The organism is Lactobacillus kalixensis DSM 16043, assembly GCF_001434335.1.
GTDB classification, from domain to species: Bacteria; Bacillota; Bacilli; order Lactobacillales; family Lactobacillaceae; genus Lactobacillus; species Lactobacillus kalixensis.
The window spans coordinates 56,045-71,233 of the sequence record NZ_AZFM01000007.1 but is presented as its reverse complement, the minus strand read 5'-3'; the positions used below and the strand labels follow the sequence as shown (position 1 = coordinate 71,233).

The following is a 15,189-nucleotide window of genomic DNA, read 5'->3' as shown; positions in this document are numbered from 1 at the left end:
TCAAATGACCTTTTTTAATTTAGGACATAGTGTCCAACTTCATTTTACAATCGGCCTCTTTTTTATTTTGAAAAAGAAAGTGGTGATTTAATGGGGATTTTTAAAAAATTAGGTTGGTTCTTTAAAAAAGAAAAAAAGCGATACATTATTGGAATAACATTTCTTGCACTAACCTCTTTGGCTAATTTGGTTCCGCCTCGTGTTTTAGGACTAATGGCAGATCAACTTGATAAGGGATATATCAGTTGGGGAGAATATGGTGCCTTGGTCCTGGCGGTTGTGGCAGCGGCAATTGTTTTGTATGTTCTACGCTATTTTTGGAGAAAACAAATTTGGGGTGGAGCTGCCGAACTTGAAAGACAAATGCGCTCAAAGTTATTCCAGCATTTTATGGTAATGGATCGGACTTTCTTTCAACGTCACCGAACAGGAGACTTAATGGCGCATGCGACTAACGACGTGTCTGCTATTCAAAATGTAGCAGGTGATGGCGTTTTAACTTTAGTCGACTCATTAATGATGGGATTATCAACAATCATTGCAATGATTATTTTCGTGGACTTTCGTCTAACTATTGTTGCCTTGCTTCCTTTACCATTTTTAGCATTTGGTGCGCAAAGGCTAGGTAATCACTTGCACGACGAGTTTAACAAGTCGCAAGCAGCTTTTTCTAGATTAAATAATAAAACGCAAGAATCTGTCTCTGGAATTAAGGTCTTAAAGACATTTGGTCAAGCAAAAGAAGATACCGCAGCTTTCGACAAGATGGTAGACGAAACCATTCAAATTAACCGTAAAGTTTTTATTTGGGATTCACTTTTTGATCCACTGGGTACAATTGTTATCGGATTAACTTACACCATTACTATTATTTATGGTGGACTTTTGGTTACTAACAAAGTTTTATCTGTTGGTCAGCTTGTTTCTTTTATTGCTTATATCGGTAACATGGTGTGGCCAATGTTTGCGATCGGGTATTTGTTTAACATTCTTGAAAGAGGGAGTGCTAGTTACGATCGTGTTGAAAAATTATTGGAAGAAAAACCTTTAATTACCGATTCAAGAGCAGATGACAGTTTAACCTCTCAAGATATTGAAGGAGATTTGGTATATGACATTAAATCTTTTGCTTATCCTGATGAAAAAGACATCCCGGTCTTGCAAAAGATTAACTTCACTTTAAAAGAAGGTCAAACACTCGGCTTAGTTGGACGTGTTGGTGCTGGCAAGACTACTATTATTCAGCTGCTTCTTCGTGAATTTGATGATTATGACGGCAAGATCACTTTAAACGGTCATGATATCCGCGAAATTCCATTAAATGTTTTATTGCGGCAAATATCGTATGTTCCACAAAATAATTTCTTATTCTCAACCAGCATTCAAAACAATATTGCTTTTTCTGAGCAAGATGCTGATAATAATCAAATCATTGAAGCTGCAAAAAAGAGTGACTTGCATAATGACATTTTACAAATGCCTCGCTCTTACAACACTTTAGTCGGTGAGAATGGTATTTCATTATCAGGTGGTCAAAGACAGAGAATGTCGATTGCTCGTGCGCTTCTTAAGCAAAGTCAAATCTTAATTTTAGATGATGCTTTATCAGCTGTTGATGCTAAGACTGAAACTGAAATTTTGAAATCACTAAGAAAAGAACGTCGCGGAAAGACAACCATGATTGCGACGCATCGTTTAACGTCCGTTGTGAATGCCGATTTAATTTTGGTTTTAAAAGACGGAGAAATTGTTGAACGCGGCACTCATGAACAGTTACTGGCAAATGATGGTTGGTATGCTGAGATGTGGAGACGACAGGAATTAGAAGAGAAAGTTGGTGACAAACGAGATGAATAATGAAGATAATTTTGAATCAGTTTGGTCCAAGGCAATTCCGTTTAAAGAACAAGTTCAAATTTTTAAGCGTTTGATGAAGTTCGTTATGAATTTTAAACGTGAAATGTTGATAGCGATCGTTGGTGCTTTTCTCGTTAGTGTTATCAACATGGCTTTGCCGTTTGGACTTCAATATTTCCTTGATCATTTTTTGGTAAAGCAAACTGCCATGGTTCAAATAATTCTATTTGCTGGTTTTTTATATGCATTTGGAGCGCTATTAAAAGCTATTTTGCAATTTACTTATGAATTTAGTTTTGCTTTAGGATCAGAAAAATCACTTGAGCTTGTAAGAAAGAAACTTTACAAGAAATTGCACACTTTAGGAATGCGTTATTTTGATCAAACTCCTGCTGGTTCAATCGTTTCTCGAGTAACTAACGATACAATGACATTGAGTAACTTTTTATCTGTTTTATCAAGTGTGGTTATTTCATTCTTTTCAATTGTATCGGCTTTAGTAGCCATGTTTATGACTAATAAAACCGCTGGATTTTTGGTCTTGTTGTTTTTACCAGTTTTACTTTTGATCATGTGGCTGTATTCAGTGCAAAGCTCTAAGCTTTATCGTAATTATCGTGAACGCTTAAGTCGGATTAATACTAACTTGAATGAGTCAATTGAAGGGGTATCCCTTATTCAACAATTTAAGCAAGAAAAAAGAATGACCGGTGAATTTGAGAAAGAAAATGGTGGCTTGATGGAGACTCGTTTTAATATGATTAGAATGAATTCCCTACTTTTATCACCGTTAACGAGTATGCTCTATTCACTTGCATTAGCGATTTCATTAATGTACTTTGGCTTTCCGCTTCATGAAACTTTTGTACCGGCAGGTGTGGTTTACGCCTTCTCGCAATATATTTCGCAGTTTTTTAATCCAATCTCAAATATGATGGATCAAATGACATTGTTTCAAGACGGAATTGTGTCCGGTAAAAGAATTTTCCGTATTCTAGACAATACAGAATATGAACCTAAGCAGGACGCTCAAGAAGGCTTAACAATCTCCAAAGGTAAGATCGAGTTTAAGCACGTTAATTTTTCTTATGATGGAAAAAACGAAATCTTGCATGACATTACTTTCACCGTTAATCCAGGTGAAACATTAGGAATTGTTGGTCACACTGGTTCTGGTAAGAGTTCAATTATTAACGTTATGATGCGTTTTTATGAATTTTATAAGGGTCAGATCTTGATCGACGGTATAGATATTAAAAAATATCCAAAAGAAGAGTTACGTAAAAAGCTTGGATTGGTTTTACAAGAACCATTTATGTTTTATGGTGATATTGCTTCAAACATCAGATTGTATAATAAGAGCATTACGGATGAACAAGTTAAGAAGGCTGCTGAAGCAGTTCAAGCAGATCGATTTATCGAAAAAATGCCAGGAAAGTATCATGCTAAAATACTGGAAGGTGGTAGTGAATTAAGTCAAGGAGAGCGTCAATTAATTTCATTTGCTCGAACTTTGGTAACTGATCCAAGAGTTCTGGTGCTTGATGAAGCTACTGCCAATGTTGATACTGAAACAGAGACGATGATCCAACAGGGGCTTAAACGCTTGAGAAAAGGTAGAACTACCTTAGCAATTGCCCATAGACTTTCGACGATTGCTGATGCTGATCAAATTATCGTTTTGGATAAAGGAAGAATTATTGAAAAGGGTACACATGAAGAATTGTTAGCTAAAAAAGGCTATTACTACGATTTGTATACTTTGCAAAATAATTCTGATAATAGGGAGAAAAATTTATGAGAAAAAATATTGTCGCAAAAATATTGTTAAAGTTCGCGGTGGCATTGGTGATATTACTAAAGCTGATGTTAATACAAGAATTCAAGATAATTTATATTTAGCAGTTAATTCTGAATGGCAAAAAGACGCTAAGATCCCAGCAGATCGAAGTGAGATAGGGATTAATACTATTCTTGATATGCGAATTGAAAAGCGCATGATGGAAGATTTGGATGAAATTGCTGATGGTAAGCAAGAAATGCCGAAATTGGCTAATTTTGATAAAGGTGTTGCTTTGTATAAATTGGCAAAGGATTTTGCTAAGAGGGATGCCGATGGTGCCAAGCCAATTCAAGCTGATTTAAAGAAATTATTAGCACTTAAAGATTTTAATGAATTTAATAAGCAAGCTGCAAAATTAGGTGAAGTTTACCCACTTCCATTTGGTTTTCATGTTGAAGCCGATATGAAAAATACTAAGGTTAATGTTTTGCAATTTGCTGGACCAGGTACTTTTTTACCAGATACGACTTCATATGAGCAAGAAGATGCTGAAAAATTACTCAATATTTTGAAGAAACAGACTTTTGCTTTACTTAAATTGGCAGATGTCTCAGAAGATGAGGTTAAGGATCTAGTTGAAGCAGGTTTGGCTTTTGATAAAAAATTATCTAAAGTTGTTAAGTCCACTGAAGAATGATCAGATTATCCAGCTGCTTATAATCCATATTCAATCAGTGATTTTGAAGCTAAATTTAAGTCCTTTAAGATGGCTGAATTGTTGGCTGAAGTTTTACCTGAAAAGCCTGAGCGAATAATTGTTGAAGAACCAAGATTCTTAGATCATGCTGACGAATTAATTAATTCTGATAATTTTGATGAAATTAAAGGCTGGATGTTAATCAGTTTTATTAATAGTGCAGCTGGTGTTCTTTCACAAGAATTCCGTGAAACTGCCTTTCCATTTAGTCAGGCTTTAAGCGGTCAGAGTGAATTAACTCCGCAAGCTCGTCATGCTTACTACACTGCTAATGGTTCGTTTGACGAAGTATTTGGCATTTATTATGGTCAAAAATATTTGGGTGAAGATGCCAAAAAAGACATCACCAGCATGATAAAGAATATGATCAAGGTCTACGAGAACCGAATCAGAGATAACGATTGGCTTTCTGAAGATACTAAGAAGAAAGCAATTGTTAAGCTGAACGCTTTAGTTCTTAAGATTGGTTATCCTGAAAAAGAAGAAAAGATCTACGATCTCTTACAAGTTGATCCTGATAAGAGTTTATATGAGAATGAAAAAGAATTAGGAAAGGTAGTAGTTAAATATAATCTTGGCAGATTAACTAAACCAGTTGATCGTTCTGAATGGGACATGCCTGGAAATATGAACAATGCTTGCTATGATCCGCAAAGAAACGATATCACTTTCCCAGCTGGTATTTTACAAGCTCCATTTTATGACTTGCATCAAGATCGTGCAGCTAATTATGGTGGTATTGGTGCCACTATTGCTCATGAAATTTCTCACGCTTTTGATAATAATGGTGCCAAGTTTGATGAATTCGGCAATATGAAGAATTGGTGGACTGATCAAGACTTTGCAGAATTTAATAAGCGGACTAAGGCTGTAATTGATATTTTTGACGGTTTGCAATATGGTCCTGGTAAAGTTAATGGTAAACAAGTTGTTTCTGAAAATATTGCTGATTTAGGTGGCTTAACCTGTGCTATTCAAGCTAATAGGGCTGAAAATGGTGATATGAAGGAATTATTTAAGAACTATGCTCGCCAATGGGCACAGCTTCAGAGACCAGAAGCTATTAAGACAGAAGTGGCTGTTGATGTTCATGCACCACAACCTACTAGAGTTAATATCCCATCACAATGCCAAGATGAATTCTATGAAGCATTTGATGTAAAATCGAGTGACGGAATGTGGCTTGATCCAGATCAACGTGTGACTATTTGGTAAAAAAGAAAAAAGCTTTACTTCAGCATTAAAGCGGAAGTAAAGCTTTTTTTATTCTATTTGGCTAACATATATTTTCTTGTCATTGGCAAGTTCTTTGCGGAAGGGCCTTTAGTCATTAAGTACTGAACGACATCGATGTTACCAGATTCAAATGATGCAGCACATGCTTGTAAATAAAGATCCCACATTCTGGCAAATCTTTCGCTAAACTTGTTTTCAACTTCTTCACGAACGCTGTTGAAGTTCTTGTCCCAAATTTCCAAAGTTCTTTGGTAATGACGACGAAGCATTTCCATATCAGCAATTTGTAAGTCGTTGTCTACGATATGACCAGTAATTTCAGCTAAACCTGGTAAATAACCACCTGGGAAGATGTATTTATCAAGCCAAGCATTAGTAGCACCACCTTGCTGACGGGTGATACCGTGAATTAAAGCAACACCATCTTGCTTTAAGTATTTAGAAACATCGGCGAAGTATTGATTAAGGTTTTCCTTACCAACGTGTTCGAACATACCGACTGAAGTGATGTAATCCCATTGTTGATTGCCGAGTTCGCGATAATCTTCGAGCTTAACTTCAGCAACGTCCTCTAAGCCTTCATCATAAATACGTTTTTGAACTAATTTGTATTGTTCTTCACTCAAAGTTACACCAGTAACTTTTAACCCATATTCCTTAGCAGCAGTGAGCATTAAGGTACCCCAACCACAACCGATATCAAGCAAGGTCTTACCTTTTTGCGGGTGGAGTTTGTTCAAAATGTGGTGAACCTTATCAATTTGTGCTTTTTCAAGATCATCCTGATTGTCATCAACAAAATAAGCACATGAATAAGTTAGCGTAGGATCAAGCCACATCTTATAAAAGTCATTACCGATGTCGTAGTGACTTTGAACGTCTTCCTGGCTTTGTTTTTCTGTATGTTTTTGTTTTGGTATGAACTTACGGAATTTTGAAGAACGCATGAAGCTATTTGCACTTTCATATGCTCCCATTAGTAATTTTTGAATACTACCGTGGATTTCAATTTTTTTGTCCATATAGCCTTCACCGAGTGCTAATGATGCGTTACGGGTGATGTCGGACATTGGAATCTTTTCATTGAAGACAATTTCAATGTCGGGATTACCATTACCGTAAACTTCGCTCTTACCGTCCCAGTAAGTTACTTTAACCGGGAAGGGGAAGGATTTACTGAGCATCATTTTGTAAAACGTTTTTTCTAACAATTTTCTGCCCTCCAAATTATTAAACCTATAATGGCTATTTTAGCACTAATAAATAATTGGGATAAAATAATTTGAAATCTGTAGATAGCAAGAATGCTTTTTTGTCTACGGTTTTTTGCTTCAGCCTTAGTATTAATACCACATAGTTATCTTTTTTTACCGTTGAGTGGGAATGGATTGCATCTATTTGAGTATCTTGTACGATTTAATTATGAACACTAAACAAATTGAAAATAGTATAGAAGAAAGGATAAATTATTATGTTTTTCCACGACAAAATGAATAGAAAAAATGGTGAATCATCAACAATTGATGAAATCTTGAACACTGATGCATTTAATTCCTTAAGAATTGATTTTAAATCACTGGATTTAAAAATTGAAGGTGGTAATAAATTTGAAATTAGATATCAAGGTCCAGAGGTAAATAAACCGGAGCTTAGAAATGAAAATGGTATAGTCATTCTGAAGGAAACAAATAATTCGATTGAAAGAATGAAAAACTGGGGACATAAGCATATTAAAATTGAAGTTAATATTACTGAAAGTGCGCTAGTATATATAACTATCCCAAAAACAGTTGAATTAGAAAATTTACAAGCAGTTTTAGCTAGTGGCGATTGTAATATTAGTGATGTAGCAATCAAAGAAATTAGTATTACAGCCTTTAGTGGCGACTTGAAAGCTCAAAATATCAGGACTAATTCTTTTGATGCAGAAGTTACGTCTGGTGATATAACTTTTGCTAAAATGAGAGTAGACCAAAGTAATTTGTCATTAACTAGTGGTGATTTTAAGATCGAAAATAGTAGAATTGAAGATCAGTTATTTGTTTCTACAACCTCTGGTGATAACTATGTTAAGAATACAAAAGCTGATCGATATAATTTAAACACAATGAATGGTGATAACTTATTGTTCGGTGAATTGCTGGATAATGTGGTTACGAATGGAAAAGAAGGCAGCTTGATTAGCTTAAAAACTATTTCAGGTGATAATGTTGTAGAAAAATAAATGAAATATCCAGAAGAATTAATAAAACAAGTCGAGAAGAGATGCCAAGGAATGCATCTTGAAGGAATAAATGAAGGTGCAGGAGACGATAATGCAACGGTAATGCTTGTTGGAGAAGCACCAGGTCGCAATGAAATTGAAAATCATGTACCCTTTAGTGGCGCTGCAGGTAAAGAATTGGATAAGTCACTGCAATCAATTGGTTTAAAGCGTACCAATGTTTATATTACTAGTGCAGTAAGAAGCAGACCATATAGCATTAAGAAAGTTTTTAGCAAAAAAGAAAATAAAGAAATAATAAAATATCCTAATCGAAAACCAACTAAGAAAGAAATTATAGCTCAGGCCCCATTCTTAGACTTTGAAATTGCTCAGGTTAAGCCCAAAATCATTGTTGCGATGGGTAATACTGCTTTAGAGCGATTACTTGGAAAAGGGCAGAGTATTTCACAAATTCATGGACAAGTATATCATCATGTTCCAATTCTTATGCTTAATGAGGAAAAAACTGATCTGGTTGAGTCGAAAGAATTATATACAGTAGTTCCCGAGTATCATCCAGCTGCTATTTTTTATAATCGGAAATTGCAAGATGAGATTGAACAAGATTGGTTAGAATTAAAAAAGTTAATTTAAAAAGAGGCGAGGATTGATCCTCAGCCTCTTATTTTGCTTCATAATGAAAATTAGGATTTTGTTCTTTGTCTAACTTGTCCCAAGCTTCTTGCATTTCTTTATCATAAAGTGCTTGATTTTCCTTGGTCATTTTAGTTTTTCGATCTACATAGATTGGCTCACCAAAGCAAATTTCCATTGGTTTACGTTTAAGTAGTCCTTTGAAAGTGACGGGACCTTGGTAGATAACTGGTACCAGTGGCTTTTGTGAAAGCTTAGCGATAACAACTGCTCCTGCCTTTAAATCGGAAGAATGACGGGTTCCAGAAGGGAAAACTATTAATGAAAGTTTTCCTTCTTTTAATCCTTTAATTGGAATTTTTAGGACTGATGGACCTGGATTCTGACGGTCGACAGGAAAAGCATGCGAATGATTTAAAATAAAGCGTAAAACTGGATTTTTGAATAATTCAATTTTTGCCATAAACATAAATTCCATTGGGCTTGCAGCCAAAGCAAACAAAATCGGCTCCCACCAAGTACGGTGTGGTGCTACTAAAATATAGTTTCCGTCAGGGATGCGGTCTTTGTGATGAACATGTAAGTGACCATTTAATACCCACACGATAAAACGGGCAATTGGTCGAATAAAACGATAAAACATATTTTCCCTCCAAGTTTTATTGTAAGATATTATAGCAAAGTAAAGCGAGAGGATAAAATTTTATGGTAGAACTTGGTAAAAATGAACGTATCGATTTCATGTATAGCAATAATTTGAGAATTGTGCAAGATAAGACAGCGTTTAGTTTTTCTTCAGATACATTATTGTTGGCATATTTTGCTAAAGAAATGATTTACGACCGTTATAAAGTTGCTGATTTATGTGCCGGAAACTGTGCAGCAACGATGTATATGGCTTATTTTAATCGGGCAAAATATGATGCTATCGAAATACAAGATGAAGCTTATTCTCAAGCTAAACGTTCAATCGAATTAAATCATATGGAAAACAGAATTACAGTTCATAAAGATAATGTATTAAATGCAACTAATTTTTTAAGAAAAGATTCGTATGATGTGGTGACTGTTAATCCGCCTTATTTTAAAGTTCCGAAAGGACATGAGGTTAACCCAGATCGTAAAAAAGCGATTGCAAGACACGAAATTTTGATTAACTTGGAACAAATTATTGAAGTGTCAAGTCAATTGTTAAAGATGAAGGGAAAAATGTTCATGGTTCATCGACCAGAGCGTCTTGGTGAAATTTGTTACTATTGTATGAAGCATGACTTAAGTGTAAAAGAAGTACAGCCGTTTGTGTCTCATCGCGGTGAAGATGTCAATTTAATTATTGTTGAAGCAGTTAAACATACTGCCTTTGACGGTACAGTGATTCATGATGCGATTGAAGTGCATGATAAAGATGGAAAGTTTTTACCAAATATCCAAAGAATCTTGCGAGAAACCGATGAAGATCGTGAAAAGCATGAAAATCAAGGAATTTATTTTTTCTATGTGTTGCTTTGCAACGACGGGAGTTTTTACGGCGGTTTTACTAATGATTTGTCACGTCGACTTAAAATGCATAATGAAGGAAAAGGTGCTAAATATACTAAAACTCGCAGACCAGTCAGAATGATCTATCATGAACAGTTTGATGATAAGCGTCTAGCACTAAAGCGCGAATATTGGTTTAAACATCATAATCGGCAATGGAAAGAAAAATTTTTGAAAGAGCACAATGTTAAATTTTAATCTTGAAAAATAGTATGATTTCTAGTATCATTGAAAAGTATGCTGTAAAAGCATAGCTAAAAAACACATCAAGAGCGATCGATATCGTGGTGCCCAGGGTAGTGGTCAGATATCGAAATGAACGCTTGAGAGGATTAAAAACCATTAGGAGGAAATTTTTTATGTCAAACGTAGTTTCTATGAAGCAATTACTTGAAGCTGGTGTCCACTTCGGTCACCAAACTCGTCGTTGGAACCCAAAGATGGCTCCATACATCTTTACTCAAAGAAATGGTATTTACATCATTGATTTGCAAAAGACTATCAAGATGTTAGACGATGCTTACAACTTTATGAAGGCTGTTGCTCAAGACGGTGGCGTTTTCTTATTTGTAGGTACTAAGAAGCAAGCTCAAGATACTATTGCTGAAGAAGCAACTCGTGCAGGTCAATACTTCGTTAACCAACGTTGGTTAGGTGGTACTTTGACTAACTGGACTACTATCCAAAGCCGTGTTAAGAGATTAAAGCAATTGAAGGAAATGTCACAAGATGGTACTTTTGACGTCCTTCCAAAGAAGGAAGTTGCACTTTTAACTAAGGAAATGGATAAGCTTGAAAGATTCTTAGGCGGTATCGAAGACATGCCAAGAATTCCAGATGTTTTATTCGTAGTAGATCCTAAGAAAGAAAAGATCGCTGTCCACGAAGCAAACATTTTAGGCATTCCAGTTGTTGCAATGGTTGACACTAACACTGATCCAGATCCTATTGACGTTATCATCCCTTCAAACGATGATGCCATTCGTGCAATCCGTTTGATCGCTGGTGCTATGGCTGACGCTATCATCGAAGGTAAGCAAGGTCAAGATGACGAATCTACTGAAGTAGACTTCGAAAACGGCGATAGCGAAGATGATAAGACCATTGTTGTTGAAGAAGACTAGTTTTTAGTATTAGTTCTACCGGAGGGCTTAATTAAATGGCAATTACTGCAAAGCAAGTTAAAGATTTACGTGAACGTACCGGTGCTGGTGTTATGGACGCTAAGAAGGCATTGGTAGAAGTTGATGGAGACATGGACAAGGCAGTTGAATACCTTCGCGAAAAAGGTATGGCAAAGGCAGCTAAGAAGGCTGACCGTATTGCTGCTGAAGGTTTAACTGGTGTTTACGTTGATGGTAACGTAGCAGCTATTACTGAAGTTAACTCAGAAACTGACTTCGTTTCACAAAATGATAAATTTGTTAAGTTAGTAAATGATGTTACTAAGACCATTGCTGAAGGCAAGCCTGCTGATCGTGAAGCTGCAGACGAATTGAAGATGGCTGATGGTAAGTCCTTAGCACAATCATTCGTAGATGCAACTGCTACTATCGGTGAAAAGATTGTTTTACGTCGTTTTGGCTTGGAAGAAAAGACTGACGACCAAGAATTTGGTGCTTACCAACATAATGGTGGTCAAATTGGTGTTATTACTGTCTTAGAAGGTGCAGATGCTGCAACTGCTAAGCACTTAGCAATGCACATCGCTGCAATGAAGCCTAAAGTTATTTCACCAGATGAATTAGACGATGAATTCATTACTGAACAATTGGCTTTGATGAACCACAAGATTGACCAAGACAACGAAAGTCGTGCATTGGTAAACAAGAAGCCTTTATCACACCTTGTTTATGGTTCAGCAAAACAACTAACTGATGATGTTTTAGCTAAGGCTGAAGAAGACATCAAGGCTGAACTTAAAGAAGAAGGTAAGCCAGAAAAGATTTGGGACAAGATTATCCCAGGTAAGATGCAACGCTTCATTGATGATAACACTCAAGTTGATAAGCAATTTGCTGTTTTATCACAAAACTACATTATGGACGACAGCAAGACTGTTGAACAATTCTTGAAGGATAACGGTGCTAAATTAGTTGCCTTCAAGCGCTTCGAAGTCGGTGAAGGTATCGAAAAGAAGCAAGAAGACTTTGCTGCTGAAGTTGCAGAACAAATGAAGAACTAAAAGTTTAAAATTTGAAAGAGAGGACGTAAGTCCTCTTTTTTTTGTAAAAAATAGTTTTAACATCTTTTACTTACTCTGCATTACGCGCTTTTATATGGTAGAATAATTAAAGCTATTATAGGAGGTTATTATGAGTCAAGTAAAATATAAACGCATCATTTTAAAGATCTCTGGCGAAGCCTTAGCCGGAGATGAGGGTACTGGAATTAACCCTACTGTTATTGCTCATTTAGCAAAAGAAATCAAGACTGTACATGATTTAGGTGTACAAATTGGTATTGTTTGTGGTGGTGGTAACATGTGGCGCGGCGAAACTGGTGCCAAACTTGGTATGGAACGTGCACAAGCTGACTACATGGGAATGCTGGCTACTATTATGAATGGTCTTGCATTACAAGATGGTTTGGAACATGTGGATGTACCAACTAGACTGCAAACTTCAATTGAAATGAGACAAATTGCTGAACCTTACATCAGAAGAAAAGCAATTCGTCACCTTGAAAAGGGTCGTGTAGTTATTTTCGGTGGTGGTACAGGTAATCCTTACTTCTCAACTGATACTACAGCTGCCTTACGTGCAGCTGAAATCGATGCAGATGTGATTTTAATGGCTAAAAATGGTGTTGATGGTGTTTACTCAGCAGATCCAAAGTTAGATCCATCAGCAACTAAATACTCCGAGTTAACACAACTTGATGTGATTGCCAAGAACCTTAAGGTAATGGATAGAACAGCAAGTTCCTTATCAATGGATACAGATATTCCATTGGTTGTCTTCAATGTAAATACTCCAGGTAACATTAAAAAAGTTGTCATGGGTGAAAATATTGGTACAGTTATTGAGGGTGGTAAAAATAATGAATAATGAAACAATTACAAAAGCTAAAGAAAACATGGATAAATCTATTAAAGTTTTCGAAAAGAACTTAGCTTCAATTAGAGCTGGTGTTGCCAACGCAAGTATTCTTGATGGAATTAAGGTTGATTACTACGGTGCACCAACTCCCTTGACTCAAATGTCTAGTGTTACTATTCCGGAAGCACGTGTGCTTTTGATTACTCCATACGACGTTAATAGTTTGGATGATATTGAACATGCACTTCTTGCATCTAACTTGGGATTAACTCCTGCAAATGATGGTAAGGTAATTCGTTTAGTAATTCCTCAACTTACTGGTGAAAGAAGACAAGAAATTGCCAAAGAAGTAGGTAAGGAAGCAGAAGAAGCTAAAATTGCAGTTAGAAATGTTCGTCGTGATGCAATGAACGCCTTAAAGCGTCAACAAAAAGACGATGAAATTACTGAAGATGAACAACATAATTTAGAAAAAGAAGTTCAAAAAATCACTGATAATTCAACTAAGGAAATTGACAAGCTTGCTGATGCCAAGCGTAAGGAAATTACTCAAGGTTAGTCTATGGGTGAAGAAAAGAATGTCTTAAATCATCTGGCAATTATTATGGATGGTAATGGACGTTGGGCTAAAAAGCGTCATAAACCACGCGTTTTTGGTCACCGCGAAGGCATGGAGAATGTTGAAAGAATAACTTTAGCAGCTGATAAATTAGGAATTAAAGTTTTAACTTTGTATGCTTTTTCTACTGAAAATTGGGCGCGTCCTAAAGAAGAAGTGGCTTATTTGATGAATCTACCAGTTCGCTTTTTTGATAAATTCATGCCAACTTTGATGAAAAACAACGTTAAGGTTAATATTATGGGATATTTAGATGATCTTCCTCAAAAAACTTATGATGTTGTTCAAAGAGCGATGAGCGAAACGGCAAATAATACAGGCTTGATTTTAAATTTTGCTTTTAATTATGGTTCAAGAAAAGAAATTACTTCAGCAGTTCGAGAACTATGTAGCTTGATTGAAGCTGGTGAGCTTTCAAGCGAAGATATTACTGAAGAAACTATTTCAAAACACCTGATGACTGCAAAATTTAAAGAATATGCTGACCCAGATTTGTTGATTAGAACATCTGGAGAACAAAGAATTTCTAATTTTTTGTTATGGCAAATTGCTTATACTGAACTAGCTTTCAGTTCTAAGGCTTGGCCCGATTTTACAGCCGATGATTTAGAAGGATTTGTAAAAAATTACCAAGGACGTAATCGACGCTTTGGTAAAGTAGATGAATCAGATAGTTAGATAGATCGAATTAATATGAAACAACGTACAATTACGGCAGTTATTGCCTTGTGTCTTTTTATACCAGTTGTAATACTTGGTGGCTTATGGATGGATTGGCTAACTGTAGCCTTTGCAGCTGTGGGTATCAGTGAAATTTTCTTAATGAAGAAACAACTTTTGGTATCTGTAGATTTCTTGTTAGCATTACTTGCGACTTTAACTTGGACTGTACCAGATGCATTCTTTTATAATGCACCTTTCCATTGGACCAAGTATGGTATTTACTTTGCATTAATCATGTTAATGTTAACTTGGACAGTTTTATCAAAGAATAAAACAACATTTGATGATATAGGTGTTTACACAATTGCATCTTTATATATTGGAACAGGTTTTCACTATATGGCGGCTATCAGAAATGATGGCAATGGTTTAGCACTTCTTTGCTACGTTTTTGTTGTAGTTTGGAGTACTGACATTGGTGCGTATATGATTGGTCGAAAGATTGGTAAGCATAAGTTATGGCCTGTTATTAGTCCAAATAAAACTTGGGAAGGTTCAATTGGAGCAGTAATTTGTGCTTTAATTTGCTCAGCGATTTATGTCGCATTAGTACCAATGAATCAACCACAAGTTACCATGATTATTTTGGCCTTCTTCCTTTCTATTGTTGGCCAAATGGGTGATCTTGTTGAATCTGCATACAAGCGTTTTTACGGTGTTAAAGATTCAGGAAAAATTTTACCTGGACATGGCGGCATTTTAGATAGATTCGACAGTATGTTATTTGTACTGCCAGTTATGGCTGCTGTTCTAGGAATTGTACACTAGGAGATA

Annotated in this window: 13 protein-coding genes and 1 pseudogene; 12 read left to right on the top strand and 2 right to left on the bottom strand. The window is 35.9% G+C overall.

The features are described from left to right. Nucleotides 1-90: 90 nt before the first annotated feature. The 3 genes and pseudogenes from FC46_RS03640 (at nucleotide 91) to FC46_RS03630 (ending at nucleotide 5,612) form a co-directional block, all read left to right on the top strand. The gene (locus tag FC46_RS03640) at nucleotides 91-1,857 is read left to right on the top strand and encodes an ABC transporter ATP-binding protein (RefSeq protein WP_057797953.1); all 1,767 of its coding nucleotides are present in this window, start codon (nucleotides 91-93) and stop codon (nucleotides 1,855-1,857) included. Then, nucleotides 1,850-3,658 carry an ABC transporter ATP-binding protein gene (locus FC46_RS03635; RefSeq protein WP_057797951.1) on the top strand — a complete coding sequence of 603 codons (1,809 nt, stop codon included), beginning with the start codon at nucleotides 1,850-1,852 and terminating at the stop codon, nucleotides 3,656-3,658. Before FC46_RS03640 ends, FC46_RS03635 begins: the two co-directional genes overlap by 8 nt. Further along, nucleotides 3,651-5,612, top strand: a pseudogene (locus FC46_RS03630) (M13 family metallopeptidase). Before FC46_RS03635 ends, FC46_RS03630 begins: the two are co-directional and overlap by 8 nt. Before the next feature lie 53 nt (nucleotides 5,613-5,665). On the opposite strand, the gene FC46_RS03625 reads toward FC46_RS03630, so the two are convergent. Beyond that, entirely contained in the window at nucleotides 5,666-6,844 is a 1,179-nt protein-coding gene (locus FC46_RS03625) for an SAM-dependent methyltransferase (RefSeq protein WP_057797948.1), read from the bottom strand. 260 nt (nucleotides 6,845-7,104) lie between these two features. On the opposite strand from FC46_RS03625, the gene FC46_RS03620 reads away from it, so the two are divergent. Together FC46_RS03620 and FC46_RS03615 are read left to right on the top strand one after the other, a co-directional pair. Beyond that, nucleotides 7,105-7,857, top strand: a complete 753-nt coding sequence (locus FC46_RS03620) for a DUF4097 family beta strand repeat-containing protein (protein WP_057797945.1) — start codon at nucleotides 7,105-7,107, stop codon at nucleotides 7,855-7,857. Continuing rightward, complete coding sequence (locus tag FC46_RS03615; protein WP_057797943.1) at nucleotides 7,858-8,493, top strand: uracil-DNA glycosylase; 636 nt, start codon at nucleotides 7,858-7,860, stop codon at nucleotides 8,491-8,493. Nucleotides 8,494-8,521: 28 nt separating this feature from the next. Here FC46_RS03615 and FC46_RS03610 read toward each other — a convergent pair whose 3' ends face one another. After that, the gene (locus FC46_RS03610; RefSeq protein WP_057797941.1) at nucleotides 8,522-9,136 is read right to left on the bottom strand and encodes a lysophospholipid acyltransferase family protein; all 615 of its coding nucleotides are present in this window, start codon (nucleotides 9,134-9,136) and stop codon (nucleotides 8,522-8,524) included. Nucleotides 9,137-9,198: 62 nt separating this feature from the next. Between FC46_RS03610 and FC46_RS03605 the strand changes: the two genes are divergently transcribed. From FC46_RS03605 to FC46_RS03575, 7 genes are all read left to right on the top strand, one after another. Then, nucleotides 9,199-10,230: a GIY-YIG nuclease family protein gene (locus tag FC46_RS03605; RefSeq protein WP_057797938.1), complete on the top strand. Its 1,032-nt coding sequence runs from the start codon at nucleotides 9,199-9,201 to the stop codon at nucleotides 10,228-10,230. A gap of 161 nt (nucleotides 10,231-10,391) precedes the next feature. Beyond that, nucleotides 10,392-11,156 (top strand): 30S ribosomal protein S2, encoded by a 765-nt coding sequence (gene rpsB, locus FC46_RS03600; protein ID WP_057797936.1) that lies wholly within the window; start codon nucleotides 10,392-10,394, stop codon nucleotides 11,154-11,156. Nucleotides 11,157-11,191: 35 nt separating this feature from the next. Further along, nucleotides 11,192-12,217, top strand: coding sequence for a translation elongation factor Ts (gene tsf / locus FC46_RS03595; protein WP_057797934.1), 1,026 nt, complete (start codon nucleotides 11,192-11,194; stop codon nucleotides 12,215-12,217). 130 nt (nucleotides 12,218-12,347) lie between these two features. Continuing rightward, complete coding sequence (pyrH, locus tag FC46_RS03590) at nucleotides 12,348-13,082, top strand: UMP kinase (RefSeq protein ID WP_057797933.1); 735 nt, start codon at nucleotides 12,348-12,350, stop codon at nucleotides 13,080-13,082. Continuing rightward, nucleotides 13,075-13,632: a ribosome recycling factor gene (gene frr / locus FC46_RS03585; RefSeq protein WP_057797931.1), complete on the top strand. Its 558-nt coding sequence runs from the start codon at nucleotides 13,075-13,077 to the stop codon at nucleotides 13,630-13,632. Before pyrH ends, frr begins: the two co-directional genes overlap by 8 nt. 3 nt (nucleotides 13,633-13,635) lie before the next feature. Continuing rightward, nucleotides 13,636-14,370, top strand: coding sequence for an isoprenyl transferase (locus FC46_RS03580; protein ID WP_057797929.1), 735 nt, complete (start codon nucleotides 13,636-13,638; stop codon nucleotides 14,368-14,370). Nucleotides 14,371-14,385: 15 nt separating this feature from the next. Beyond that, complete coding sequence (locus FC46_RS03575; protein WP_057797928.1) at nucleotides 14,386-15,183, top strand: phosphatidate cytidylyltransferase; 798 nt, start codon at nucleotides 14,386-14,388, stop codon at nucleotides 15,181-15,183. Nucleotides 15,184-15,189 lie beyond the last annotated feature (6 nt).

Coding starts and splice junctions, on each gene's coding strand:
- FC46_RS03640 (WP_057797953.1), top strand. CDS start 91: ATGGGGATTTTTAAAAAATTAGGTTGGTTCTTTAAAAAAGAAAAAAAG.
- FC46_RS03635 (WP_057797951.1), top strand. CDS start 1,850: ATGAATAATGAAGATAATTTTGAATCAGTTTGGTCCAAGGCAATTCCG.
- FC46_RS03620 (WP_057797945.1), top strand. CDS start 7,105: ATGTTTTTCCACGACAAAATGAATAGAAAAAATGGTGAATCATCAACA.
- FC46_RS03615 (WP_057797943.1), top strand. CDS start 7,858: ATGAAATATCCAGAAGAATTAATAAAACAAGTCGAGAAGAGATGCCAA.
- FC46_RS03610 (WP_057797941.1), bottom strand. CDS start 9,136: ATGTTTTATCGTTTTATTCGACCAATTGCCCGTTTTATCGTGTGGGTA.
- FC46_RS03605 (WP_057797938.1), top strand. CDS start 9,199: ATGGTAGAACTTGGTAAAAATGAACGTATCGATTTCATGTATAGCAAT.
- rpsB (WP_057797936.1), top strand. CDS start 10,392: ATGTCAAACGTAGTTTCTATGAAGCAATTACTTGAAGCTGGTGTCCAC.
- tsf (WP_057797934.1), top strand. CDS start 11,192: ATGGCAATTACTGCAAAGCAAGTTAAAGATTTACGTGAACGTACCGGT.
- pyrH (WP_057797933.1), top strand. CDS start 12,348: ATGAGTCAAGTAAAATATAAACGCATCATTTTAAAGATCTCTGGCGAA.
- frr (WP_057797931.1), top strand. CDS start 13,075: ATGAATAATGAAACAATTACAAAAGCTAAAGAAAACATGGATAAATCT.
- FC46_RS03580 (WP_057797929.1), top strand. CDS start 13,636: ATGGGTGAAGAAAAGAATGTCTTAAATCATCTGGCAATTATTATGGAT.
- FC46_RS03575 (WP_057797928.1), top strand. CDS start 14,386: ATGAAACAACGTACAATTACGGCAGTTATTGCCTTGTGTCTTTTTATA.